The organism is Kribbella koreensis, assembly GCF_039525325.1.
Taxonomy (GTDB): Bacteria; Actinomycetota; Actinomycetes; order Propionibacteriales; family Kribbellaceae; genus Kribbella; species Kribbella koreensis.
Window position 1 is genome coordinate 154,925 of record NZ_BAAAHK010000024.1, and the last position, 23,861, is coordinate 178,785.

General features: G+C 68.5%; 22 protein-coding genes. 13 read left to right on the forward strand and 9 right to left on the reverse strand.

Annotated features, from left to right (window positions below; translation table 11 throughout):
• Positions 1-33: 33 nt before the first annotated feature.
• Together ABD116_RS40235 and ABD116_RS40240 are read left to right on the forward strand one after the other, a co-directional pair.
• Entirely contained in the window at positions 34-1,032 is a 999-nt protein-coding gene (locus ABD116_RS40235) for a stage II sporulation protein M (protein WP_343983612.1), read from the forward strand.
• Between the two features lie 31 nt (positions 1,033-1,063).
• Complete coding sequence (locus tag ABD116_RS40240) at positions 1,064-1,831, forward strand: DUF1206 domain-containing protein (RefSeq protein WP_343983615.1); 768 nt, start codon at positions 1,064-1,066, stop codon at positions 1,829-1,831.
• On the opposite strand, the gene ABD116_RS40245 is transcribed toward ABD116_RS40240, so the two are convergent.
• Genes ABD116_RS40245 through ABD116_RS40255 form a run of 3 tightly spaced genes read right to left on the reverse strand, consistent with a single transcriptional unit; the run spans position 1,754 to position 5,034 of the window.
• Complete coding sequence (locus ABD116_RS40245) at positions 1,754-3,685, reverse strand: sensor histidine kinase (RefSeq protein ID WP_343983618.1); 1,932 nt, start codon at positions 3,683-3,685, stop codon at positions 1,754-1,756. The two genes, ABD116_RS40240 and ABD116_RS40245, sit on opposite strands and share 78 nt — an antisense overlap.
• 53 nt (positions 3,686-3,738) lie before the next feature.
• Complete coding sequence (locus tag ABD116_RS40250; RefSeq protein WP_343983621.1) at positions 3,739-4,425, reverse strand: fibronectin type III domain-containing protein; 687 nt, start codon at positions 4,423-4,425, stop codon at positions 3,739-3,741.
• 6 nt (positions 4,426-4,431) lie between these two features.
• Positions 4,432-5,034 (reverse strand): hypothetical protein, encoded by a 603-nt coding sequence (locus ABD116_RS40255; protein WP_343983624.1) that lies wholly within the window; start codon positions 5,032-5,034, stop codon positions 4,432-4,434.
• Positions 5,035-5,262: 228 nt separating this feature from the next.
• Here ABD116_RS40255 and ABD116_RS40260 point away from each other — a divergent pair, with 228 nt between their 5' ends.
• The 5 genes from ABD116_RS40260 to ABD116_RS40280 are packed head-to-tail and all read left to right on the forward strand — an operon-like array spanning position 5,263 to position 10,871.
• Positions 5,263-7,083 (forward strand): ABC transporter substrate-binding protein, encoded by a 1,821-nt coding sequence (locus ABD116_RS40260; protein ID WP_343983627.1) that lies wholly within the window; start codon positions 5,263-5,265, stop codon positions 7,081-7,083.
• On the forward strand, positions 7,080-8,111 hold the full coding sequence (locus ABD116_RS40265) for an ABC transporter permease (RefSeq protein ID WP_343983630.1): 1,032 nt from the start codon (positions 7,080-7,082) through the stop codon (positions 8,109-8,111). The genes ABD116_RS40260 and ABD116_RS40265 overlap by 4 nt, the downstream gene beginning before the upstream one ends.
• Complete coding sequence (locus ABD116_RS40270; protein ID WP_343983633.1) at positions 8,108-8,986, forward strand: ABC transporter permease; 879 nt, start codon at positions 8,108-8,110, stop codon at positions 8,984-8,986. Before ABD116_RS40265 ends, ABD116_RS40270 begins: the two co-directional genes overlap by 4 nt.
• A complete protein-coding gene (locus tag ABD116_RS40275) occupies positions 8,986-9,945 on the forward strand; it encodes an ABC transporter ATP-binding protein (protein WP_343983636.1) in 960 nt (319 codons plus the stop codon). Before ABD116_RS40270 ends, ABD116_RS40275 begins: the two co-directional genes overlap by 1 nt.
• Entirely contained in the window at positions 9,939-10,871 is a 933-nt protein-coding gene (locus ABD116_RS40280) for an ABC transporter ATP-binding protein (RefSeq protein WP_343983639.1), read from the forward strand. The genes ABD116_RS40275 and ABD116_RS40280 overlap by 7 nt, the downstream gene beginning before the upstream one ends.
• Positions 10,872-10,904: 33 nt before the next feature.
• On the opposite strand, the gene ABD116_RS40285 is transcribed toward ABD116_RS40280, so the two are convergent.
• The 5 genes from ABD116_RS40285 to ABD116_RS40305 are packed head-to-tail and all read right to left on the reverse strand — an operon-like array spanning position 10,905 to position 15,985.
• Complete coding sequence (locus ABD116_RS40285) at positions 10,905-12,197, reverse strand: DUF58 domain-containing protein (protein ID WP_343983642.1); 1,293 nt, start codon at positions 12,195-12,197, stop codon at positions 10,905-10,907.
• Positions 12,197-13,171: an AAA family ATPase gene (locus ABD116_RS40290; RefSeq protein WP_343983645.1), complete on the reverse strand. Its 975-nt coding sequence runs from the start codon at positions 13,169-13,171 to the stop codon at positions 12,197-12,199. Before ABD116_RS40290 ends, ABD116_RS40285 begins: the two co-directional genes overlap by 1 nt.
• On the reverse strand, positions 13,168-14,319 hold the full coding sequence (locus ABD116_RS40295) for a DUF4350 domain-containing protein (RefSeq protein WP_343983648.1): 1,152 nt from the start codon (positions 14,317-14,319) through the stop codon (positions 13,168-13,170). Before ABD116_RS40295 ends, ABD116_RS40290 begins: the two co-directional genes overlap by 4 nt.
• Positions 14,316-14,963: a DUF4129 domain-containing protein gene (locus ABD116_RS40300; protein WP_343983651.1), complete on the reverse strand. Its 648-nt coding sequence runs from the start codon at positions 14,961-14,963 to the stop codon at positions 14,316-14,318. Before ABD116_RS40300 ends, ABD116_RS40295 begins: the two co-directional genes overlap by 4 nt.
• The gene (locus ABD116_RS40305; protein ID WP_343983653.1) at positions 14,960-15,985 is read right to left on the reverse strand and encodes a hypothetical protein; all 1,026 of its coding nucleotides are present in this window, start codon (positions 15,983-15,985) and stop codon (positions 14,960-14,962) included. Before ABD116_RS40305 ends, ABD116_RS40300 begins: the two co-directional genes overlap by 4 nt.
• 226 nt (positions 15,986-16,211) lie before the next feature.
• Between ABD116_RS40305 and mtrA the strand changes: the two genes are divergently transcribed.
• The 5 genes from mtrA (at position 16,212) to hpf (ending at position 22,086) form a co-directional block, all read left to right on the forward strand.
• Entirely contained in the window at positions 16,212-16,889 is a 678-nt protein-coding gene (gene mtrA, locus ABD116_RS40310) for an MtrAB system response regulator MtrA (RefSeq protein ID WP_026163715.1), read from the forward strand.
• Positions 16,890-17,008: 119 nt separating this feature from the next.
• Entirely contained in the window at positions 17,009-18,622 is a 1,614-nt protein-coding gene (gene mtrB / locus ABD116_RS40315; RefSeq protein WP_343983863.1) for an MtrAB system histidine kinase MtrB, read from the forward strand.
• Positions 18,619-20,385, forward strand: a complete 1,767-nt coding sequence (locus ABD116_RS40320; protein ID WP_343983656.1) for an LpqB family beta-propeller domain-containing protein — start codon at positions 18,619-18,621, stop codon at positions 20,383-20,385. Before mtrB ends, ABD116_RS40320 begins: the two co-directional genes overlap by 4 nt.
• Before the next feature lie 103 nt (positions 20,386-20,488).
• Entirely contained in the window at positions 20,489-21,241 is a 753-nt protein-coding gene (locus tag ABD116_RS40325) for a ComF family protein (RefSeq protein ID WP_343983659.1), read from the forward strand.
• Positions 21,242-21,456: 215 nt separating this feature from the next.
• A complete protein-coding gene (hpf, locus tag ABD116_RS40330; protein ID WP_343983662.1) occupies positions 21,457-22,086 on the forward strand; it encodes a ribosome hibernation-promoting factor, HPF/YfiA family in 630 nt (209 codons plus the stop codon).
• Between the two features lie 70 nt (positions 22,087-22,156).
• Here the strand turns inward: hpf and ABD116_RS40335 are convergent, their stop codons facing one another.
• Positions 22,157-22,951 carry a S1 family peptidase gene (locus ABD116_RS40335; protein ID WP_343983665.1) on the reverse strand — a complete coding sequence of 265 codons (795 nt, stop codon included), beginning with the start codon at positions 22,949-22,951 and terminating at the stop codon, positions 22,157-22,159.
• 154 nt (positions 22,952-23,105) lie between these two features.
• Between ABD116_RS40335 and ABD116_RS40340 the strand changes: the two genes are divergently transcribed.
• Positions 23,106-23,852, forward strand: coding sequence for a ComEA family DNA-binding protein (locus tag ABD116_RS40340; protein WP_343983669.1), 747 nt, complete (start codon positions 23,106-23,108; stop codon positions 23,850-23,852).
• Positions 23,853-23,861 lie beyond the last annotated feature (9 nt).

Here is a 23,861-nt window from a genome sequence, read left to right on the forward strand (position 1 = left end):
GCTACACCATTCACGGGGCACCAGGGAGGGCTGATGGACGTCGAGGCGTTCGTGTCCGTGCATCAGCCGCAGTGGGATCGGCTGGCGGCGCTGACCCGGCGGCAGCGCCGGTTGACCGGTGCTGAGGCCGATGAGCTCGTGTCGCTCTACCAGCGGGTCGGTACCCACCTGTCGGCGCTCCGGGCGAGTGGAGCCGACCCTGTGACGATTGGCCGCCTCTCCGGGCTCATCGGTGACGCGCGAGGTGCGGTGACGGGTGCACAGGCACCTGTGTGGCGTGACATCTCCCGGTACTTCCTGGTGAGCTTCCCCGCCGCCCTCTACACCTCTCGCCGCTGGTGGCTCACCATCGGCCTGCTGTTCTACCTGGTGGCGGCCTGGATGGCCTGGCGGATCATCGCGCACCCAGAGGTGCTCGACTCGGTCACCACTCCGGCACAGATCCAGCAGCTCGTCGACGAGGACTTCGCCAACTACTACTCCGAGAACCCGGCCCCGGACTTCGCCCTGCGGGTCTGGATCAACAACGCGACGGTCTCGGCCGCAGTACTGGCTATCGGCGTACTGCTGGTGCCGACGATGTTCGTGCTCTGGAGCAACGCGATGAACCTCGGCATCAACGCCGGGGTGATGATCGGCCACGACCGTGCCGACGTGTTCTTCGGCCTGATCACTCCGCACGGCCTGCTCGAGCTGACCGCGGTGTTCGTCGCGGCGGCGGCCGGGCTGCGGCTCGGCTGGTCGTGGATCGCGCCCGGCCCGCGAACCAGGATGCACGCGCTCGCCCAGACCGGCCGGGCGACCGTGGGGATGGCGATCGGCCTCGCGGTCATCTTGTTGATCACTGGTTTGATTGAAGCGTTCGTCACCCCGTCGCACCTGCCGACCGCGGTCCGGGTCGGCATCGGCGTACTGGTCGAGATCGGCTTCTTCGTCTATGTCTGGACGCTCGGCCGGCGGGCCGCCCGATCCGGCGAGTACGGCGACGTGGAGCTGTCCGAGCGCGAGGCGAGTGCACCGCTGTCGGTCTGACCGGCGTTTCCGGGCGGGTACAGGGTGCTTTATGAGGACCGCCCAGAAAGCCCAGCAAAGTCGTCTGTATGCCGTCGCGATCACCGTCGGCCTGATCGCGTACGGCGTGGTACATCTGCTGATCGCGTGGATCGCGCTGCAACTCGCCTGGGGCAAGAGCTCGGGCGAGGCCGACCAGCAAGGCGCGCTCCAGGAACTGGCGAGCAAGCCCTTCGGTGGCGTGCTCCTGTGGATCGTCGCCGTCGGCCTGCTGGCGCTGGTGATCTGGAAGGTGCTGGAACTCGTCTACGGCCACCTCGACACCGAGAAGAAGGTGTCGTCGATCGGTCGGGGCATCGTCTATCTCGCGCTGTCGATCAGCGCGGCCAAGGTGGCGATGGGCTCCTCGAAGTCCGGCACCAGCCAGTCCAGCGGGATGACCGCGAAGCTGATGCAGAGCGGTTTCGGCCGGGTGGTGGTCGTGATCGCCGGCCTGGTCATCATCGGCGTCGGTGTTCGCCAGCTGTACAAGGCGGTGACGAAGAAGTTCACCGAGGACCTGACCGGCGGCGTCTCGGAGTCGACGATCATGCTCGGCCGGGTCGGCTACGCCGCCAAGGGAATAGCCTTCCTGATCGTCGGCGGCCTGTTCGCCTACGCGGCGATCAACTACGACACGAAGAAGGCCGGCGGCCTCGACACCGCCCTGCGCACGATCAAGGACCAGCCCTTCGGCTCGGTGCTACTCACCCTGATGGCGCTCGGGATCGCCTGCTTCGGCGTCTACTGCTTCGTCTGGTCGCGCAACGCCAGGCACTGACGGCAGCCACGCCTTGATCGTCGTACCGTCGCCAGGCGCTGACGTGATGTCGAGCGTGCCGTGGTGGATCCGGACACGCTCGTTCATGCCGGCCAGGCCGTGCCGGTAGCCGATGGACGCCGCAGCGACGTCGAAGCCGGATCCGTCGTCGCGGATCTCGACCGAGACACCGCTGGCCTGTACGTCGACCAGCAGCCGCGCACTGTCCGCCCTCGAGTGTTTGGCGACGTTGGTGAGCGCCTCCTGCGCCAGCCGGTAGACGGTCAGCTGCACGCTGTCCGGTAGCGCAGCGGGATCCCCGCGAACCTCGAGCGACACCGGAATCCCTTGCTCGGTAAGGCTCCCGGCCAGCGCAGGTAGCTGGCCGAGCCCGGGCATCGGTGCTTGAGCGGGCGATCCAGGCTCACCCCTCAGCGCCCACAACATCCGGTCGAGCTCGGTCAGCGCGCGGCGGCCGGTGTCGCCGATCCGCCGGAAGCCGCGGACGGCGTCCTTGGTCGTCCTGGCGACGAGATCCGGACCGGTCTCGGCCTGGATGACCATCAGGTTGACGTGGTGAGCGACCACGTCGTGCAGGTCCCGGGCGATCTGGGCGCGTTCCTCCAGCAGTACCTGGGTCTGCTCGTGTTCCTGGTTGCGCTTGATCAACTGCTCCTCGCGGAGCGTGGCGCGCTGGCTCCGGCGGACGGTCCGGACCAGCAGACCGACACACCACGGCGCCACCAGGGCGAGGGAGTACGTGAACGGCCACACCCGGTCGAACGCGGTCAAGAGCAGACTGGAGTCGCTCTCGCCGGGGAACACCTGCATCAGTGCCGCTTGCGGATCCGAGTAGACGACCCGGATCAGACCTTCTGCTCCAAGGGTGCTGCTGGCCAGGTACATCGCTCCCAGGACGTTCGCGGTGAGTGTCGCCGAGAAGGTCGGTCTGCGCCAGGCCGCGGCCGAGTACAACGCCACCGCCAGCGCGAAGATCAGTACCCACGGGGTCTGCGCGGTGGCATACCCCGCGATCGCGGCCAGGCCGAGTACGGCGCACGCTACGACCGGCAACCGTCGACGGAGGACAAGTGTCAATGGCGCGAGCGTGAGGGAGACCGTCAGCACCGCGCGGATGCCCACCTGGTAGTCGACGTCGGTCTGCGAGTGGTACCAGAGCTGCAGGAGGCTGAAGACCGCGGCGAGCAGTCCGTCGAATCGCCACGGGCTGCGTTCGTCATCGACCCGGATGATGTCGTCGACCAACGGGGCCAGCCGGGACCGGAGGTCGACCGAGCGGAGCAGGAAGCCGGCGAGCCAGCTGATGGCGAGCACCAGCGACAGTTCCACCGGCCAGTGCACGATGGTGTCGTGTTCGTTGAGGTCCGAGGCCGCGATCCGCGCGTAGTTGGGGAAGAGCCACGTCGGGGTGTCCGGGCGGCAGTAGACGAGGTCGATCACCCGGGGCCAGATGGTCGTGGTGACGATCACCGGCAGGAAAGTGATCACCGGAGCGACCCACCGGCCGATCGGCGACCGCACCGATCTGGCCGCGGAGAAGAGGGCCACGGCCAGGCATACGAGCAGTACCGGCTGGGTGTTCGTCGGGAGATAGGCCAGGGTGATCGCGGCGGTGAGCACGATGCAGGGGATCAGCGGCCGGCTGGCCCGGAAGATCAGCGTCGCCGGCGCCAGAATGAGGCTCAGGGCGACCCAGGGGTCGACGAAGTGCCAGCGTTCGATGCCGCCGATCAGGAAGATGTCGGCCACCATCGCGCTGATGCCGAGCAGCGCGATCAACAGGTCGGCGACCGGGACAGTGGCCGGCAGCAGGCGCGCGGCAGGCATCCGGATGCTGCTGGTCTGGGCACTCACCTGTCCATTCTGTGACGCCCGGAGGTCGTCGGCGTCACTCCTTCGAGTGATGCTCAGTCGGCGCCGGTGGTCTGGTGGGCGAGGTCGGAGGGGGCGCCGCGGTAGAAGGCCCGGATCCGGTATGCCGCGACGCGCTCGCTGGGGAGCGTGGTGAGGTCGGTGACGGTCGAGTTGGGGTCGATGAAGCCGGCTACCCGGTACTGGGCCTGGTTCGCCGGCTTGATCTCGAGGAGGTAGCCGTCCTCGTCGGTGGCGTTGTCCGTCCAGGAGACGCGGACTCCGTCGGTGCCGATCGACCTGGCGGCGACCTCGGTCGGCGTACCGGCTCCTGATCGGACCGAGCCGACGTCCGCGCTCGCCCTGGCCGCCCGGTAAGTCGTTGCTGCGGGCAACTTCACCTCGACGGGGGACGAGACCGGGCCGAGGACCGGAGTGACGCGGTAGTAGAAGGGGGTCCTGGGAATCAGGTCGGGATGCTTGTACCGGTGCTGGCCGGCGGTGACGAAGTCGAGGATCGTGTAGCGGCCGTCGGGCTCGGTGGCGAACTCGACGATGGTGCTGGTCGATTCGGCCGGGCCGCCCGACCAGGACAGGGTGATGTCGGTCGGGGTGTCGAGAGTGGCGGTGAGTTCGGGGGCGGCCGGCTTGGCGGCGCGGGTGCCGGCCGGCTGGCCGGTTGCCTGGGATGCGCAACCGGTCAGCGCGGCCAGCAGTGCCACCGCTGTGGCGAGACGGATCAACAGGACCTACTTCCGCCAGAAGTTGACGCCGCTCCACTGGACCGTGATCGGGCCCTTGCCGCTGTCGGTGCGGTACGAGCCGAACTTGTCGTAGAAGCTGCCACCGGGGCTGGAGATGGTCTGCTTCAGGGAGCCGTTGATGTAGGTCTTGTGGGTGCTGCCGACGACGTGCACGGTGTTCACCCGGACCGTCGTACCGACCGTGGCGCCGTTCGCGACGGTGCCGGCGCCGACCCGGTAGAGCCGGCCGCCGCTCTCCACCGCGAGCATGAAGAACGGCCCGGCCGCGCTCTCGTTGAAGGTCTGCTTGAGGCTGATCCGGGTGCCGCCGGACATCGAGGTGATCTTGAAGTACCCCTCGAACTGGCGGCTGCCGCTGGAGTAGGTGGCGTACCGGCGCTCGGCGCGCTGGTCGCCGCTGCCGGTGGAGCAGGTCAGCTGGAAGGTCAGGCCGCTGATCTGGCCGCAGCCGCGTTCCTGCTCGGAGAAGGACGGGGAGTAGGAGGTCCAGCCGCCAGGCTCGACCTCGGCGAAGGCGCTGGGGGCGGCGAGCGTCAGGGCGGCGGTCACTGCGACCGCGGCGCCGAGCGCGCGAAAGCGTTTCGTCATGGTTTGTACCTCATCGGATAGTTCGGGGCGTTAACTGTCCGCGTACGCCCGCTCACCATAAGGCAAACGCTTACCGCTCAACAGAGCCCTTCGCGGGATTTTATGGAACCCAGTTCCATGACCCCGGGGCAACGATACTGTGACAAAAATACGTTAATCGTTGACGAACGGTAGCCGAATGGTGTGGTTTTCTCCCTAAACCACCAGGGCGGAAGGTGCGTGGGGCGGATGCGGAGATGGATCGGCGCGGCGGCGGCGATGGCGATGCTGGCGCTCGGGGGACTGTCAGGGGTGACCGCTCAGGCGGTCTCCAGCAGCGCCCAGGCAGACCCTGCGGCGCCCAAGGTGATCAGGGTCGGGGCCACCCAGTCGGTGGACTCGCTGAATCCGTTCCTGGCGGTCCGGCTGGTCTCGTCGTCGATCCACCGGTGGATGTACGGCTTCCTGACCGTGCCGGACCCCAAGACGCTGCAGCCCAGTCCTGACCTGGCCGAGTCCTGGACGACCTCGCCCGACGGGCTGACCTGGACGTTCAAGATCCGCCAGGCGAAGTGGTCCGACGGCCAGCCGATCACCGCGGACGACGCGGCCTGGACGTTCAACAAGATGATCACCGACGACGGCGCCAAGACCGCGAACGGCCCGGCGGTGGAGAACTTCGCCGGCGTCACGGCGAGCGGCCAGGAGCTGACGATCAAGCTCAAGGCGCCACAGGCGTCGATGCTCGACAATCCGGTGCCGATCATGCCCAAGCACGTGTGGGAGAAGGTCGCCGACATCTCGAAGTACGAGGCCACCGACTTCCCGGCCGTGACGAGTGGGCCGTACATCGCGGTGGAGCAGAAGAAGGACCAGTACGTGAAGCTCAAGGCGAACCCGGACTACTGGCGGGGCGCGCCGAAGATCGACGAGCTGCAGGTGATCTTCTACGACAACCCGGCGGCCGCGATCGTCGGGCTGAAGAAGGGCGACATCGACCTGATCGGCCGGCTCGCGCCGCCGGACTTCGACGCGCTCAAGGGCGACAGCAACATCGTCCAGTGGAACGAGCAGGGCCGGCGGGCGACGTACCTGCAGATCAACCACGGTGCGACGACCAGCGACGACAAGCCGATCGGCGACGGGCATCCGGCGCTGAAGGACCCGAAGGTACGGGAGGCGCTGCACTACGCGATCGACAAGCAGAAGCTGGTCGACGAGGTGCAGAACGGGCTGGCGGTGCCGGCCGACGGATCGATCATTCCGCCGATGTACAAGGACTTCTTCTGGCAGGCGTCGGGGGCGGAGAAGGTCAGCTTCGACCTGGCCAAGGCGAACAAGATCCTCGACGACGCCGGGTACAAGAAGGGCGCCGACGGGGTCCGGACGATGCCGGACGGATCGCGCAAGCTGCAGTTCCGGTTCAGCATCCACACCGACACGCCGATCGAGGAGAAGCTCGCGGAGTACCTGACCGGGTGGTTCAAGGAGCTCGGCATCACGCTGACCACCAAGCGGCTCGACTCGAGCAAGTTCACCGAGGAGACCGGGACGACGGCGCTGTTCGACATCGCGATCAGCGGCTGGTCGGTGAACCCGGATCCGGAAGAGGTGCTGGCGACGCACCTGTGCAGCCGGCGGCCGACGGCGTCGGGTGAGGGTGGCGGTACCGAGTCGTTCTACTGCGACCCGCAGTACGAGGCGTTGTACCAGCAGCAGTTGAAGGAACTCGACCGGCCGAAGCGCGCCGACATCATCAAGAAGATGGAGGAGCGGCTCTACACGGATGCTCCGGTGATCGCGCTGTACTACCCGAACGACCTCGAGGGCTATCGCAAGGACCGGATCGCTTCGATCACGCCGATCCCCGAGGACAAGGGCATCCTGTACGGCGGCAGCGGCTACTGGCCGTTCTACACACTCCAGGCCGTCACCAAGGACGCCGGTACCGACGAAGGCGGCTCCAGCACCGGCGTGATCGTCGGCGTCGCGGTCGCGGCGGTCGTGCTCCTCGGAGCCGGCTTCCTCTTCACCCGCCGCCGCAAGACGGTGGCGGACGACCGCGAATGACGATCGCACCGCCGGCGGCCGAGGCGATCGATGAGCAGCCCGCCGGCCGGGGGTTGCTCCGGTACGCCTTGGCCAAGGTCGGTGGGGCGCTGCTGAGTATCGCGATGGTGATCGTGGCGACGTTCTTCGCGTTCCGGTTGCTGCCGGGGGATCCGGTGCGGGCGCTGGCGCAGGGGCGGAACATGACGCCGGAGCAGCTCGATCTGGAGCGGCACCGGCTGGGGCTGGACAAGTCGCTGGCCGAGCAGTTCGTCCATTTCGTCAACCAGACGGTGCATTTCGACCTCGGTACGTCGTACGAGTACAAGCGCCCCGTACTGGACCTGATCGGCGAACGCATCGGCTCCACCCTGCTGCTCACCGGTACTGCGCTGGTGATGGCCGTCAGCCTCGGCATCTGGCAAGGAGCCCGCGCCGGGTGGAAGCCGGGCAGCAGGTTCGACAAGTTCTCGACCGGGGTGTCGCTGGTGCTGTGGTCGGTGCCGACGTTCTGGCTCGGACTCCTGCTGCTGATGGTGTTCGCGGCTGGGATCGGGCCGATTCCGGGCATCTTCCCGACCCGGGGGATCGAGAGCGTCGACGCGCCGGACGGGTTCGGGTACGTGCTGGATGTGGCCAAGCACATGGTGCTGCCGTGCTTGACGATGGTGGCGGTCGTCTACGCGCAGTACCTGCTGGTGATGCGGTCGTCGGTGCTCGACGAGGTGGGGCAGGACTACGTGACGACGGCGCGGGCGAAGGGGTTGCGGGACGACGAGATCCGGCGGCGGCACGCAGTACCGAATGCGCTGTTGCCGACGGTGACGCTGGTGTTCATGCGGATCGGGTTCGTGGTCGGCGGGGCGGTGACGGTCGAGGCGATCTTCAGCTGGCCGGGGCTGGGGCAGTTGTTCTACGAGGCGATCCGGGTGCCTGACTTCACGTTGATGCAGGGCACGTTCCTGTTGATCACGGTGTCGGTGATCCTGATGAACACGCTCGCGGATGTCGTGTACCACCTGCTCGATCCTCGGGTGAGGTCGGCATGAGCATCACCTGGACGCGGCGGCGACTTGCCCTGGGACGCTTCTGGGGAGACTTCCGGACGCATCGGGCCGGGGTGATCGGGCTGGCGATTCTGTTGCTGGCCGTGTTGCTCGCGGTCATCGCGCCGCTGTTCATCGACGCGGGCGTGACGAATGTCGTCAGCGGGACGCGCGAGAAGCTTGCGCCGCCGAGCTGGGCCGATCCTTTGGGGACGGACGAGTCGGGGCGGTCCGTGCTGCTGATGATCTGGTGGGGGTCGCGGACGTCGTTGCTGATCGGGTTCCTCGCCGCGTTGCTGAGCATGGTGATCGGGACGGTGCTGGGCATCGCGGCCGGGCACTTCCGCGGGTGGATCGGTGCGATCGTCATGCGGATCACCGACTGGTTCCTGGTGCTGCCGTCGCTGGTGACGGCGCTGGTGCTGGCGGCGATCCTGGGTGGCAGCACGGTGACGATCATCGCGGCGATCGGGGTGACCTCGTGGCCGTCGACGGCCCGGCTGATCCGGGCGCAGACGCTGGCGGTGGAGGCGCGGCCGTACATCGAACGGTCGCAGGCGTTGGGTGGTGGGCATTGGCACATCACCACGCGGCACGTGTTGCCGAACGTCGCACCGTTGCTGTTGGCAAGTACGACGCTGGAGGTCGCGAGCGCGATCGTCACGGAGTCGACGCTGGCCTTTCTCGGGGTCAGCGCGAACAAGACCTCTTGGGGGACGATGCTGCGTGGGTCGTACGACTGGGGCGCGGCGACGTCGGGTGCTTGGTGGTACATCCTCGTACCGGGCTTGTGCATCGTGATCGTGGTGATGGCGTTCACGCTGTGCGGCCGGGCGCTGGAGACCGTGCTGAATCCCCGGCTGCGGAGGGCGGTCTGATGAGTCTGCTCGAGTTGGACTCGTTGTCGGTGACGTACCGGATCGCGTCGGGGGACGTGCCCGCGGTACGGGATGTGTCGCTGTCGCTGGAGGCCGGTGAGGCGCTTGGGGTGGTGGGCGAGTCGGGGTCGGGGAAGTCGACGCTGGCGATGGCTCTGCTGCGGTTGCTGCCGCGTGACGCCCGGACTTCGGGGCGGATCATGCTCGGTGGCGAGGATGTGCTGGCGATGAAGTGGGGGCGGTTGCGGGCGGTTCGCTGGGCTGAGGCGTCGATCGTGTTCCAGGGTGCGCAGCATGGGCTGAATCCGGTGCAGCGGATCGGTGATCAGATCGCCGAACCGCTGCTGGTGCACAAGCTGGCTGGACCTGCGAAGGCTTCTGAGCGAGCTGTCGAACTGTTGCAGCAGGTCGGGTTGCCCGCCTGGCGAGCGCGCAGTTATCCGCATGAGCTGTCCGGTGGGCAGCGGCAGCGGGTGATGATCGCGATGGCGCTGGCGTGTGAGCCGCAGTTGATCATCGCGGACGAGCCGACGACCGCGCTCGACCTGATGGTGCAGGCGCAGGTGCTGACGCTGATCAAGTCGCTGATCGCTTCGCAGGGGATCTCGCTGCTGATGATCTCGCATGACCTGTCGGTGCTGGCTGACACTTGTGACCGGTTGGCGGTGATGTACGCCGGGCGACTGGTCGAGACCGGTCCTGCGGACGGGGTTTTCCGGCATCCCTACAGCCAGGCGCTGGCGGCTGCTTTTCCGACGGTGGGTGATCCGGCGTCGCGGCTGGCGCCTCGCGGTCTCGGGGGTGATCCGCCGGATCCGCAGCAGTTGCCGTCGGGGTGCGTGTTCCATCCGCGGTGCCCGGTGGCGCTGGAGTCGTGCTCTTCGGTCGACGTCGAACTGCGGCCGGCGGGCGATCGGCGTACGGCGGCCTGTGTTCTGGTGCTGGAGGAATCTTGCTAGAGGCAACCTCTTTGGCGGTCGAGTTCGCCTCCCGCGGCCGGCGTCCGGCGCGGGCGGTGGACGGCGTCAACCTGTCCGTCGGCGCCGGTGAGATCGTCGCGCTGGTCGGCGAGTCGGGCTGCGGCAAGACGACGCTGGCCCGGACGCTGCTCGGCCTCGAACGTCCTTCGTCAGGGACGGTTTCGTACGACGGTACGCCGCTCTCCTATCGGGCCAAGGCGCTCAAGGCCTACCGTCGCCAGGTCCAGCTGGTGCTGCAGGACCCGATGGGCTCACTCAACCCACGCCAGACGGTCTACGAAGCCGTTGCCGAAGGCCCCCGGATCCACGGCCTGCCCGACGAGGAGAAGGTCGTCGCCGAGGCGTTGTCGCGGGCCGGCCTCCGCCCACCCGAACGCTTCTTCCTGCGCTACCCGCACGAACTGTCCGGCGGCCAACGACAACGCGTGGTGATCGCCGGCGCGCTGGCCCTCAACCCGAAGGTCCTCATCGCCGACGAGCCCGTCGCCTCCCTCGACGCCTCCGTCCGCGGCGAGATCCTCGCCCTCCTGCTCCGCCTCCGCGACGAACTCGGCCTGTCCGCTCTCGTGGTCACCCACGACCTCGGCCTCGCCTGGAACATCGCCGACCGGGTCGCCGTCATGTACCTGGGCCGCATCGTCGAATCCGGCCCCACCGAACAGATCCTCAAGTCCCCCCAGCACCCCTACACCCAAGCCCTGCTCTCGGTACTTCCCGAGTCCCCGGCCCGCATCGTCCTGACCGGTGAGCCGCCGGACCCCACCCGCATCCCCGGCGGCTGCCGCTTCCACCCCCGCTGCCAGGTAGTCGCGTCCGGAAACCCCATCGCCGACAAATGCCGCACCGACGTACTCCCGATCCTGCCGGCGTCCGACGCTGCTCAAGCAGCCTGCCACCTGCTCTGAGGTAGATCGGGCACAAGCGGCAGGCAGTACCAGCTAGAGGCGGCCGGCTTTTTTGAGGGCTAGGTAAGTGTCGGCTAGGGCGGGGGCTATTTGGTCTGGGTTGGCGTCTACGACTGTGGCGCCTGCTCGGGTCAGAACGGCGGTGACTCGTTCTCGGTCGAGGCGGGTGCGGGCGGCTGAGGCGGCGCCGTAGATCTCGATCATGTCGGAGAGGGAGGATTCCATCTCGGTCAGGCGGGGGTCGGCGACCGAGGCCAGGACTACTACGTGGCGGCGCAGGAGGGGGCCGATGACGGGGAGGAGGGATTCCTCGATCACGGCTGGGTCCAGGCCGGTTAGGAGGACTACCAGGGAGCGTTGGCCTAGGCGTTCCAGGACCTGGGATACGACGACCCGGAAGTCTGTTTGGACTAGTTGGGCGTCTACGTTGGCTAGCGCGTTGACGAAGGACGGTAGGACGTCTTGGGGTGCGGGGCGGCGGACGTCGGCTCGGACCTCGGAGTCGCAGGCCAGTAAGGAGACTCGGTCGCCGGCGCGGGTGGCCAGGGCGGCCAGGAGGAGGGCGGCGTCCATGGCGTGGTCCAGGCGGGGTGCGTCGCCTACGCGGCCGGCGGACATGCGGCCGGAGTCGATGACGATGGCTACCTGGCGATCGCGCTCGGGGCGCCAGGTGCGCAGTACTACGGTGTTGCGCCGAGCCGTCGCCCGCCAGTCGATGCTCCGGACGTCGTCACCCGGCACGTAGTCCCGCAGTGAGTCGAACTCGGTGCCCTGGCCCCTTACCAACAAGGCAGTTCGGCCATCGAGCTCCCGCAACCGGGCAAGCCGCGACGGCAAGTGCTTGCGGCTGTTGAACGGCGGTAACGCCCGTACCGTCCACGGCACCTTGTGCGCCCCCTGCCGCCCAGCAAACCCGAGCGGCCCGATCGACCGCACGGTCACGCGATCTGCATGCCGATCCCCACGCCTGGTAGGCAGCAGGTGTGTGGTCAACCGCCGCCGCTCACCCGACGGCAGGTCCAGCTTGTGCGGAGGATCCTGTACTCCGGCCGAAGGCGGCCAAGCATCACGCAGCAGCCCCTTAACCCGCCGCCCGGGATTAGCCACCAGCAGCGTCACCACAGCCGGCTGCCCCAACCGCACCGCCGTATCGCCCTCCCGGCTCAACTGCAGCCGTCGAGGCGACCCAGCCAGCAACAGGTCGACCACGCACACCACCAGCACGGCAGCGACCACTATGCCGACCCCAGCCCACCGGGGCATGAGCACGGCGACGAACAGCACCCCCGCCGCGGCCAGTACGCCGGCCCGGCCAGTCAGGACCATCAGCGTGGCACTGGCACCGTGGCCAGCACACTCTCCAGTACTGCGTCCGCCGTGACACCTTCCAGCTCTGCCTCAGGCCGGATCTGCACCCGGTGCCGCAGGCAAGGACGTGCCATCGCCTTCACGTCATCGGGGATCACGTAGTCGCGCCCGGACAACCAGGCCCACGCCCGAGCCACCGCAAGCAGCGCAGTAGCCCCACGCGGCGACACCCCGAGCTGCAGCGACGGCGACTGCCGAGTGGCCCGACACAGGTCGACCACATAAGCCAGTACGTCCTCCCGTACTGCGACCCGCCGCACCGCCGCCTGCCCCGCCAGCAAGTCCTCCGGCCCGGCCACCGGGCGCAACCCGGCGGCCACCAGGTCACGAGGATCGAAACCGGCAGCATGCCGAGCCAGTACTGCGATCTCGGCGTCCCGCGGCGGAATGTCCAGCGTCACCTTCAGCAGGAACCGGTCCAACTGTGCCTCGGGCAACGGATAAGTGCCCTCGTACTCGATCGGGTTCTGGGTCGCCGCCACGACAAAGGGAACCGGCAGCAGCCGGGGCTCGCCGTCGACGGTGACCTGCCGCTCCTCCATCGCCTCGAGCAGCGCGGCCTGCGTCTTGGGCGGCGTCCGGTTGATCTCGTCCGCGAGCAGGATGTTGGTGAACACCGGCCCCTTGCGGAACTCGAACTCGCTGGTCTTCGCGTCGTACACCAGCGACCCGGTGACATCACCAGGCATCAGGTCGGGGGTGAACTGGACCCGCTTGGTCTCCAGCCGCATCGCCATCGACAGCGCCCGCACCATCAGCGTCTTCGCCGTACCGGGGACTCCTTCCAGCAGGACGTGGCCGCGGCAGAGCAGGGCGAGGACCAGGGCGGTGACGGCCGTCTCCTGGCCGACCACCGCCTTGCCGATCTCGTTCCGCAGCTCGACCAGAGCCTGCCTGGCCCGTTCGGGGGTGACCTCGATAGCGGTCGTCACGGGTGTCGTACCTCCAGCGTCAGCAGGTCCAGCTCATGGGACAAGAACATCAGTGCGGCGTCGTCGAGTGGTGGTTGACCATAGAGCAGTTCGTACAGCATCGCGGGATCCCTGCCCGTCCGGGCGGCGATTGCGGCCACTACTGCGGTCGGCTCGGCCCGGCGAGGGATGCCGTGCGCAGTATGGAGCTTGCCTAGCGCTGACTCGCGCAGAGCAGCCGCAGCACGGTCCCGAGCCCGGGAGCGACGGTAGAGGCGAGCCCTGCCCTCAGTGGTCTCCGCTGCATGCACGATGACCGGCAATGGCTCCGGTACTACGGGCCCGAGCCGCCGCCCACGCCAGATGGCCACCACGAAGGCCGCGAACGCCAGTGCCCAGGCGATGTACCGGACGTCCGGCGGGACCAGTGGCGGCCCGTCGCTGTCGTCGTCATCGCCGTAGTCGTAGCTGTCGTTCTCGTACTGCGGCAGGTACCAGACCACCTCGGAGTTCGTGCCGATCAGGTTCAGCGCCAGGGCCGCGTTGCCGTCCTCGGCCAGCATCTCGTTGGTGAAGGACTGCGGTGAGCCGACGACGTCGACGATCTTGCCGCCGGTCTCGAGCCGGATGAGCGTGTGGTTGATGCCGTCCCCGTAGCAGGCGATGGCCGAGTCGGGTGCGGAGTACGAGGCGCCGCTGACGGTCGCAGTACCGGCCTTGACCGCGGCGGGGAGGTCGCAGTCGGGAGCGCGGCTGTCTTCGGGCAGTGTCGTGCTCGCGTTCAGTACGCCGGGTGCGATGAGCTCCAGTGCCCTCGTGCCCGGCCGGATCAGCACCACGTGTCCCCAGCCGCCCATGGCGATGTCCTGCCAGTCCGAGCGGCTCAAGGAGCCGCCGGGCGCGATCAGCAGCGTCTTGTCGGCGCTGCCGTCGACTGCATCCTGGTAGGCCGTCGTGCCGGTTACCTCGACCTGGTGGTTCTCCAGCAGTGCAGCAAGGGCTTTGGCGCCCGCCGGGTCGGCAGAGTCCGGGCTGAACGGCCCAGAGGTCCGGGCGGCTCCTGCGATGAGCAGTACGAGCAGGCCGAGCACCACGAGCCCGGTGACCAGGAGGGGCACTCGCAGCGCACGCCAGGCCTCGGTACCGCTTCTACCGACCGCAGTACTCATTCCTGCACCAACTGTCGCGTCGATACATGCCTGGCGGCCTCATCGGCAGTTACCACCAGCGCATAGCGCTCAGGCGTCCCAGGCCGGTTGCCGTAGACAACCTCCGTGAACACGAGCGCCGCCGGCTGCAGTGGCTCCCGCAGAGCCGGTACTACGCGCCCAGCGTCCGCCACAGCCTCGTACGCCGTCCGCCCCGGCCGCTCGTCGAGCACAGTGCGCTCGGTCAGCTCCGCAACGCAAGCGCGGAAGCGACTCCGCACCGCAGCCGCGTAGTCACCACGCCCCGCCTCCGAGACGGCCTGGGAACGGTAGGCAGCCGCACTACGTGGCCGGTCGTCCTCGAAGACAGCCTGGCCCTTGGCGCCACGCGTGGTCCGCAGTACGCCGGCCCGCCACAGCACCACGATGACGACCAGCACGATCAGCCCGAGCAGCATCGCCAGGCCTGCCCGGCCGTCGGTGGACTGGCCGGTCAGGTTGCGCAGCAGGTCCGCGATCCACTGCATGATGTGGTCGAGGATCCGGGAGACGACGTTGTCGCCGGCCTGGCCGTACGCGGGCTTGGCCAGCTCCTTGGCGGCCTCCCGTGCCGCGTCGTCGCGGTTGACGTCGACTGGCGGCTCGAGGAACACCAGGGCCCTCACAGAGCCGGCCCAGTCGGTGCTTTGAGGGCCGGACGCATCCACAGGTCGAGCCCCTCGCGCCGGACCCGCAGGTCCAGGTAGATGAGCGCCTGGACCGCCGACATGAAGGCGAGGCTGGCGATCAGGGTCAGGATGGTCGCGAGCCCCGCGGAGACGGCCAGCACGACCGAGACGATGGTGGCTGTGCTGTCCTCACTGCCATCGGCCCAGGAGCCCAGCGTCGCGGCCAGCGTGCCGATGCCGAACTGCAGCGCGTAGCTGACGATGTTCACCACCAGTCCGCCGAACAGCAGGATGCCGAGCACCCGCCAGAACTTACCGCGTACCAGCCGCCAGGACCGCTTCAGCGAGCCCCAGACGCCAACCCTGGCAGGGATGTAGAGCCCGATATCCGGAGCGTGCTTGCCCTCCATCAGGACCACAGTGCCCGCCAGGACCAGCCGGATCCCGAAGATGAGCACCAGGACGCCACCGACCAGCACCAGCAGTACTGCGACCAGCCCGGCCGCCTCGGACGAGATCAGCGCGTCCGTACCGGCCCCGATGGCGAAGACGCCCAGACCCCAGCCGGCGATGATCACGCCGAAGCAGAGCGACTGGACGACGCCCACGGCGGCCAGAGCGGGCAGGGACCGGCGTACCAGCCGCAGGAGCTCGCGTGGGCCGACCCGGTTGGCCAGCTGGCTGCGTACGGCCGCCAGGGCGATGATGCCGGACAGCATGCTCGACACCACCGCGAACAGGATCAGCTCCACCCCGTACATGACCAGCATGGCGATGCCGGCCTGCTCGAAGGGGGAGTCCGCGTTGAAGAAGCCACTGATCCCACCGGGCACGGTCAGCTGGGTCAGTGCGGCCTGTACCGCGGCCAGCGCGACCCCGGCCAGCACCGGGAGGCCCAGCATGATCGCCTTGTTCTCGGAGATGGTCCGGGCGGCGTTGTCGAGCAGGTCGGCGGGCAGCCACGGCCGCAGCGGTTCGGAGTACTCCGAACTCTCGTAGACCCCGATGTCGTCGCCCATCCCGCCCCTCCCAGGTTGTCCCGGACCCCCGCAGTGCACCATGATCACAGGCCGGGCGGGTCCATACCGCCATTAGTAGAGTCCCGCTCGGCGATCCGGCGTGTGCGCTACCCCGGGAATGGGACACTATCCGTAGTGCGTACGATCGGCGCCCGCTGGGCGCGCAGTACATCGCGCAGTACATCCGGACCGGCAAGGAGCAGGCGTGGCAGAAGGTAACCGGACGATGCGGGGCCGAGTCCTCATCGTCGATGACGACACGGCGTTGTCCGAGATGCTCAGCATCGTGCTGCGCAACGAGGGCTACGACACCTACCTGGTCGCCACCGGCGACAAGGCGGTGCCTGCTTTCCGTGAGTTCAAACCCGACCTGCTGCTGCTCGACCTGATGCTGCCCGGGATGGACGGGATCGACGTCTGCCGCGCGATCCGGGCCGAGTCCGGCGTGCCGATCGTGATGCTGACCGCCAAGAGCGACACCGTGGACGTGGTGCTGGGCCTGGAGTCCGGCGCCGACGACTACGTGGTGAAGCCGTTCAAGCCCAAGGAGCTGGTGGCCCGGATCAGGGCCCGGCTGCGCCGGATGGACGAGCCCGGGCCGGAGTCGCTGACCATCGGCGACCTGACCATCGACGTGGCCGGCCACTCGGTCAAGCGCAGTGGCGAGACCATCCAGCTCACCCCGCTGGAGTTCGACCTGCTGGTCTGCCTGGCCTCCAAGCCGTGGCAGGTGTTCACCCGCGAGGTGCTGCTCGAGCAGGTCTGGGGCTACCGGCACGCGGCCGACACCCGGCTGGTCAACGTGCACGTCCAGCGGCTGCGGTCGAAGATCGAGAAGGACCCGGAGCACCCGGAGATCGTCGTGACCGTCCGTGGCGTGGGTTACAAGGCTGGTGCGGACTGATCGAGTACGGACGCGACGGCCAGTCGCAAGGGGACAAGCCGGCCACCGAACCGGAGCCCCGCGGAACCGAGATCGAGCTCACCGCCGCCGGGGCTGACTGGCATGCCCTGCCGCAGCCGCTGTGGCGGACTCACCCTCGGCACTGGCCGGACGTCTGGCGGCGCTCGATCCAGGCCCGGATCGTCACCGGCACGCTGCTGATGTCGACCATCGTGCTGATCCTGGTCGGCTGGGTGATGATGAGCCAGGTCACCGACGGCATCCTGGAGTCCCGCCGCGACAGCGCCAAGCAGGAGGCCGTCGCGCAACTCGCCTCGCTGACCAGCTCGATCAACGCGGCCGACCCCGGCGCCTTGCAGAACAAGCTCTCGCTGCTCGTCGCGGGCTCCAACCGCCCCGGCCTGTACGAAGTAGTGCTGATCCCGAGCGACAGCGCCGACTCGAACGCGATCCGCAGCACCGGCCTGGTCAAGAGCGAGTCGATCCCGCCCGAGCTGAGGGCGTCTGTCACCCAGGACGACACCAAGCTGTTCGACACGTACATGCGGATCGACTACCGGGGCAACCGCAGCGAGCCGGGCCTGGCTATCGGCTCCCAGCTCCGGGTGCAGGGCAACAGCGCCCAGCGGTACGAGGTGTACTTCCTCTTCCCGCTCACTGCGCAGAAGGAGACGCTCGACGTCGTCCAGCGGGCCCTGGTCACCGCTGGCCTGCTGCTGGTCGTCCTGCTCGGTGCCGTCGCCTGGCTGGTCACCCGCCAGGTCGTCACCCCGGTACGGATGGCCCGGCGGATCGCAGAGCGGCTCGCGGCCGGCCGGCTCGAGGAGCGGATGCAGGTCCGCGGTACCGACGACCTGGCCCGCCTAGCGGTCTCCTTCAACAAGATGGCCAGCAACCTGCAGCAACAGATCCGCCGGCTGGAGGAGCTGTCCAGGCTGCAGCGCAGATTCGTCTCCGACGTCTCCCACGAGCTGCGGACCCCGCTGACCACCGTCCGGATGGCGGCCGACCTGCTGCACGAGACCCGGGACGACTTCGACCCGATCACCCGCCGCTCGGTAGAGCTGCTGCAGGGCGAGCTCAACCGGTTCGAGGGACTGCTGGCCGACCTGCTCGAGATCAGCCGCTTCGACGCCGGCGCTGCCGCCCTCGACCTGGAGGACGTCGACCTGCGCGACATCGTCTCCCGGGTGCTGGAGAACCACGAGACCCTGCTCGAACGCAAGGGCTGCGAGGTCCAGCTGGACATGCCCGAGCCGTGCCGCGCCCAGGTCGACTCGCGCCGGATCGAGCGGATCCTGCGCAACCTGATCGGCAATGCGATCGAGCACAGCGAAGGCCGGCCGATCCGGATCAGCACGGCGTACGACGACGATGCCGCCGCAGTGGCTGTCCGCGACCACGGTGTCGGCTTCCGGGCCGAGGAGGCCGACATGGTCTTCAGCCGGTTCTGGCGGGCAGACCCGGCCCGCGCACGGACCACTGGTGGTACCGGGCTGGGCCTGTCCATCGCGCTGGAGGACGCCCGGCTGCACGGCGGTCGGCTGGACGCCTGGGGATCACCCGGCGACGGCGCGTACTTCCGCCTGACCGTTCCGCGCCGCCCGGACGTCACCCTGACCGGCTCGCCGCTGCCTGCCCGCCCGGCGGATGCGGTGAGAGTGGTGACCGAGATGTCGCTGGTCGACGTCGGCGCGCCGTACCAGAAGCTCACGGGTGGTGATGAGGCGTGAAGGCCCGCCTGCTCGCCGGAGCCCTGGCGACCGCACTCCTGGTCACCGGCTGCGCGACAGTACCGACCAAGGGCCCGATCCGGAACAGCAGCCAGGACGCGCCCCCGCCGGGCCTCGGCGGCATCGGTGTCGAGGCGCGGCCACCGCGACCCAACGCCGGCCAGCAGCAGCTCGTGAACGGCTTCGTGGAGGCGATGTCGGACTCGAGTGCCTTCGACGTGGCCCGGGAGTACATGACGCCGGAGGCCGGCGACGCGTGGAAACCCGAGTCCAAGATCCTGGTCTACGACCAGGGCTCCAGTCCGGGGATCGCCAAGGAGGCCGACGGCAAGTTCCATCTGGCGGCGCCACTGATCGCCACCATCGACGACCGCGGCTCGTGGACGCCGGCTCCGGCGAACACCCAGCTCGACTTCGCCTTCGACCTGACCAAGGTCGGGGACGAGTGGCGGGTCGCGAACCCGCCACCCGGCGTCTTCCTGGGCAGCAACCAGGTGGTGCCCAGGCTGACCCCGTACACCCTCTACTTCTTCAACCCGAGCAAGCACCTGATGGTGCCGGACCCGGTCTACCTGCCGCGCAACCTGCCCTCGGGCCAGGCGGCGACCCAGCTCATCCAGGAGCTGCTGAAGGGCCCGACCACCCGGCTCGGCAACAGCGTCGTCTCCAACGCGCCGCCCGGGACCACCGTGGACGTGTCGGTGCCGGTCGAGTCGGGCGTCGCGACGGTCGCCCTGAGCGGGACGGCCTCGTCGCTGACCGACGCGACCGACCGCGAGCAGCTGGCCGCCCAGATCACCTGGACGCTGCAGCCGATCACCACCCGGGTGCGGATCACGGTCGAGGGCGCTCCGCTGCTGCCGGACCGGCCCGAGGAGCTGTCGTACACCAACTTCACCCAGTACGACCCCGCGGTGCCGACCGGACGGCTGAAGGACCTGTACGGCATCCGCGCCGGCAAGATCCAGCGGATCCAGGGGCAGGACGACGGCCAGACCATCGAGGCCAAGGCGATCGTCGACAGCCAGCTGTATCCCTACCGGGCCGAGTCGTTCGCGGTGAACCTTCGCGGCGACACCGGCGCGGTCGTGAGCTCCTCCAAGGCCGGTCGCCCGATCGTCGCGGTCGGCCGGCTGGACGCGCCCAAGGGCGAGCCGCCGCCGTCCGTCATCGAGGCCGACGGCAAGGTTCTGCGGCCGACCTTCGACGGCGAGGACAACCTGTGGATCCTGGACCGGGCCGACGGCGCGAAGCCCAGGCTCCGGGTCCGCACCTCGGACGGCAAGGTGTCGAACGTGCTGACCAGCTTCGGCGCGAGCCGGCCGGTCGTGCTGCGGATGGCGCCGGACGGCGTCCGGGCGCTGCTGGTGATGGAGCGCAAGGGCGTCAACTCGGTGATGACCGCGTCGGTCGCCACCAGCGACGGCAAACTCACGCTCGGCCGGTTCATGCCGTTGCAGCTGCCGCTCGTCGACATCACCGACGCGTCCTGGAACAACCCGGGCATCCTGGTGGCCGGCAATTCCCCCAAGCGTGACGGGGCGCGGCCGTGGCAGGTCAACGTGGACGGTTCGCAGCCGCAGGTGATCCCGGGCGCCAGCAGTTCGTTCGAGACGATTCACGTGGCGTCCAACCCGAGCCACGACACGCTGCCCGCCGTTCAGGACGCCGAGAAGCAGCTGCACTGGCAGGGCAAGGACCTCAACTGGGTCGACATGGCCGAGGGGCCCGAAGGCCAGATCACGCCGGTCTACCCCGGCTGACCTGTCCACAGCCCTGACTTGTCCACAGCGCTGACTTGTCCACAGCGCTGACTTGTCCACAGCGCTGACTTGTCCACAGCGCTGACTTGTCCACAGCGCTGACTTGTCCACAGCGCCGTCCTGCGCCGGTTGCGGCGCGGACGGCGATCGCGGATCGTGGTCCGGGTGGTTGCTGCGGGACGCCCTCGTCGACCTCGTGCTGGGTGGGCGCTGCGCAGGCTGTGGCCGGCCCGGGGTGTCGCCCTGCCCCGAGTGCGGGCGCGCCCTTGCCGTCAATGCGCCGTACCGGGCCTGGCCCGAGCCGGTGCCCGTCTGGTTGCGTCCGACAACGGCCACGACGGAGTACGCCGGGGTGGTGCGCTCGCTGATCCTTGCCCACAAGGAATACGGCCGGTACTCGCTGGCTCGCCCGCTGGGTGAGGCGCTCGCCGTCGCGATCCAGGGTGCGCTGGATCCCGGGCGCGCCGCCTGGCTGTGCCCGGTGCCGTCGTCGCCGTCGACGGTCCGGCAGCGCGGCCATGACCCGCTCGGTCGGATGACAGGCGTGGCGATTCGGCATTTGCGCAAACGTGGGTACGACGTGCGCCGGGCCGACGCGCTGGCCGTAGTACGGCGTCCGGAGGACCAGGCCGGACTGTCCGCTGAGCAGCGTGCCGCCAACCTGGCCGGGGCTTTCGCGGCTCGTTCGCGCTGGGCTGAAAGGCTGACGGATCAACCGGTGATCCTGGTCGACGACGTGCTGACCACCGGATCCACGCTCGCCGAGGGCTGTCGCGCCTTGGCATCGCGGGGAATTCCGGTGCTCGGCTGCGCGGTGCTGGCCGCGACCCGGCGCCGGGCGGCGTCTGGTTCATGAGAACTTCCCTACCGGTTTTCGCCGAAGCCGACTAGCGTTGGCCTATGACACCCGCTTGGGCTTGTCGAACGAGGATGTGGGCGAGGACCGGATCAGCCGGATTCCTTCCCACGGAGTTCGCCGGGCCGGACAGCGGGTGTTCTCGTTTCGGGCATCCGAACCGTGGTTACGGGGGTCCGAAGACGTAACAGAGTCGCCGATCGATGGAGGTTTCCGTGGACGTCGTTGTCAAGGGTCATCACTGCGAGGTCAGTGACCGCTTCCGGCAGTACGTCGAGGAAAAACTCGAGCGGATCGAGAAGGTCGATCACCGGGTACTGCGATGCGAAGTAGAAGTCAGCCAGGAGAAGAACCCGCGACAACACGACCGGGCGATGCGAGTCGAGCTCACCATGTACACGAAGGGGCCGGTGGTCCGCGGCGAAGCCTGCGGTGAGACCAAGCAGGCCGCGTTCGACGTCGCGCTGGACCGGCTCCAGGCCCAGGTTCGCAAGGCCGCCGACCGCCGCCGGGTGCACACCGGCCAGCACGCCCCCGAAGGACTGCGGCACATCGCCGCCAAGCTGTCCGACAACGGCGCCGCCGCGGCCGCGCCGGAGGAGACGGTCGCCGAGGACGAGGTGACGACCCAGAAGTTCGGCTCGCTGACGGTGACCGGTGACGGCCCGCTGGTGATGCGCGAGAAGACCCACACCGCCAAGCCGATGTCGCTGGACCAGGCGCTCTACGAGCTCGAGCTGGTCGGCCACGACTTCTACCTGTTCGTCGACGCCGAGGAGAACCAGCCCAGCGTCGTCTACCGCCGCCGCGGCTACGACTACGGCGTGATCCGGCTGGCCGTCTGACTTCGGGAGGATCCACAAAGATGAAGGGCCCGGTCCTCGCGGACCGGGCCCTCCATTGCGTGCTGCCGGACTAGCTGTCGATCTGCGCCTGGAGCTCGGTCGCGTAGGCGGCCACCTCGGCGTAGACGCCCGGGTTGCCGGCGTCGGCGCATCCGATGCCCCACGAGACGACACCGAAGAGACGGCCGTTCAGCACCAGCGGGCCACCCGAGTCGCCCTGGCAGGAGTCCTTGCCGCCCTGCTCGTAGCCGGCGCAGATCTCCCCGGCCCCGGTGTAGCCCTCGCTTGCGTACGCCTTCTCGCAGACCGCGTCACCGAGGACCGGCACGTCGACCTTCAGGAAGGTGTCGGCCGGGCCGGTCCCCTCGGTCTCGCCCCAGCCGTAGACGACGGAGGGCGCGCCGGCCGTGTCGGCGGCGGTACTGGTCTCCAGCGCCAGCGTCGGTACGCCGGTGAAGGGCGTGGCCAGCGTCATCACCGCCACGTCGTGCCCGGGCGACTTGCCGTACTCCGGGTCGACCCAGATGTTGCTGATCTTGGACTCCTTGCCGGTCGACTTGTCCGTCAACACGTCCCGGCCCTGGATCGCCGTGTAGGTGCTGGCCGCCTGGTCGGAGCAGTGCGCTGCCGTGACGATCTTGTTCGCCGCGACCAGGGTGGCGCCGCAGTACTCCTTGGACGGGACCGGCGAGCCGCTGTTCGACAGCTGGATCGCCCAGGGGAAGTCAGCCGTGTGGGCGACGTCGCCGCCGACGATCGGGGCGGGCGGTCCTTCCGGTGCCGGGGTGGCGGACGCGGATACGGCGCCGATGGATGCTGCGGTCAGGACACCAGCGGCCAGAACGGCGCGAACAAGTCTTGCCATGCCTCACACTCCAGGGTGATAGGGGCCACGCGGGCGGCGCAGCCTACCCGGACCCTCTCCCGGCTACCCCGAGTAGCGCACCTCTCACTTCCGGTAACTCCGAAGTTATGACCGGCCCCGATCCCTACACTCTGACCGGACAGGGGAGGAACCGATGGGGAATGGCGTAGCGCCGTATCTCTCGCAGGAGCGGCCGAGGGCGTCCGGGTGGAAGCTGCTGGTGCTCAAGCTGCTGGGCGCGGCGGTGCCGGTGGTGACCATCGGGCTGGGTGGCTGGCTGATGACGGGTCTGGTCGCCATCAAGCGACGCAGTGCCTTCCTCGGGCTGTCGGCAGTGGGCTACCTGGCGGTGACCGTCTTCTACATCCTGTATGTGCTCGAGTCAGACGACCCTGAGCTCAGCAATGGCCAGCTTGTCGCCACGCTGGTCTACCTGATGTCGGCCGTGGTCTGCGCCTTCCAGGCGATGGTGGTGATCGGCAGTCCGCTCTATCGGAAGCCACAACAGAACCCGTACTTTCTCCAGCCGCAGCAGGCGCCGTGGGTGGGGCATCCGCAGGCTTCAGGGCTCTCGGCTGAGCCGCTGCGACGGAGTCAGGCGCGGCAGTTGGCCGCTGAGCAGCCTGCTCTGGCACGGAGTCTGGGGATCGGGCGGCCGGACCTGCCTAGGCAGTACGACGATGGTGGGTTGATCGACCTCAACGACGCTCCGGCAGACCTGATCGACGCGCTGCCGGGCATCACGGGCAAGCAGGCTGCGGCGATCGTGGTGAGCCGGATGCAGCACGGGCGGTTCCGGTCGGTCGACGAGTTGTGGACCCGGGGGCTGTTGCCGGCGGGCGCCGCTCCGGAGGTTGCTGAGTATTTGGTGGTCATCGGCGTACAGGACTCCGCGCGATGAGTTTTGTCG

What these genes read in the sequence shown, in the direction of transcription:
- ABD116_RS40235 (WP_343983612.1), top strand. Translation starts at nt 34, where the DNA reads ATGGACGTCGAGGCGTTCGTGTCCGTGCATCAGCCGCAGTGGGATCGG.
- ABD116_RS40240 (WP_343983615.1), top strand. Translation starts at nt 1,064, where the DNA reads ATGAGGACCGCCCAGAAAGCCCAGCAAAGTCGTCTGTATGCCGTCGCG.
- ABD116_RS40255 (WP_343983624.1), bottom strand. Translation starts at nt 5,034, where the DNA reads ATGACGAAACGCTTTCGCGCGCTCGGCGCCGCGGTCGCAGTGACCGCC.
- ABD116_RS40260 (WP_343983627.1), top strand. Translation starts at nt 5,263, where the DNA reads ATGCGGAGATGGATCGGCGCGGCGGCGGCGATGGCGATGCTGGCGCTC.
- ABD116_RS40265 (WP_343983630.1), top strand. Translation starts at nt 7,080, where the DNA reads ATGACGATCGCACCGCCGGCGGCCGAGGCGATCGATGAGCAGCCCGCC.
- ABD116_RS40270 (WP_343983633.1), top strand. Translation starts at nt 8,108, where the DNA reads ATGAGCATCACCTGGACGCGGCGGCGACTTGCCCTGGGACGCTTCTGG.
- ABD116_RS40275 (WP_343983636.1), top strand. Translation starts at nt 8,986, where the DNA reads ATGAGTCTGCTCGAGTTGGACTCGTTGTCGGTGACGTACCGGATCGCG.
- ABD116_RS40285 (WP_343983642.1), bottom strand. Translation starts at nt 12,197, where the DNA reads ATGGTCCTGACTGGCCGGGCCGGCGTACTGGCCGCGGCGGGGGTGCTG.
- ABD116_RS40295 (WP_343983648.1), bottom strand. Translation starts at nt 14,319, where the DNA reads ATGAGTACTGCGGTCGGTAGAAGCGGTACCGAGGCCTGGCGTGCGCTG.
- ABD116_RS40305 (WP_343983653.1), bottom strand. Translation starts at nt 15,985, where the DNA reads ATGGGCGACGACATCGGGGTCTACGAGAGTTCGGAGTACTCCGAACCG.
- mtrA (WP_026163715.1), top strand. Translation starts at nt 16,212, where the DNA reads ATGCGGGGCCGAGTCCTCATCGTCGATGACGACACGGCGTTGTCCGAG.
- ABD116_RS40335 (WP_343983665.1), bottom strand. Translation starts at nt 22,951, where the DNA reads ATGGCAAGACTTGTTCGCGCCGTTCTGGCCGCTGGTGTCCTGACCGCA.
- ABD116_RS40340 (WP_343983669.1), top strand. Translation starts at nt 23,106, where the DNA reads ATGGGGAATGGCGTAGCGCCGTATCTCTCGCAGGAGCGGCCGAGGGCG.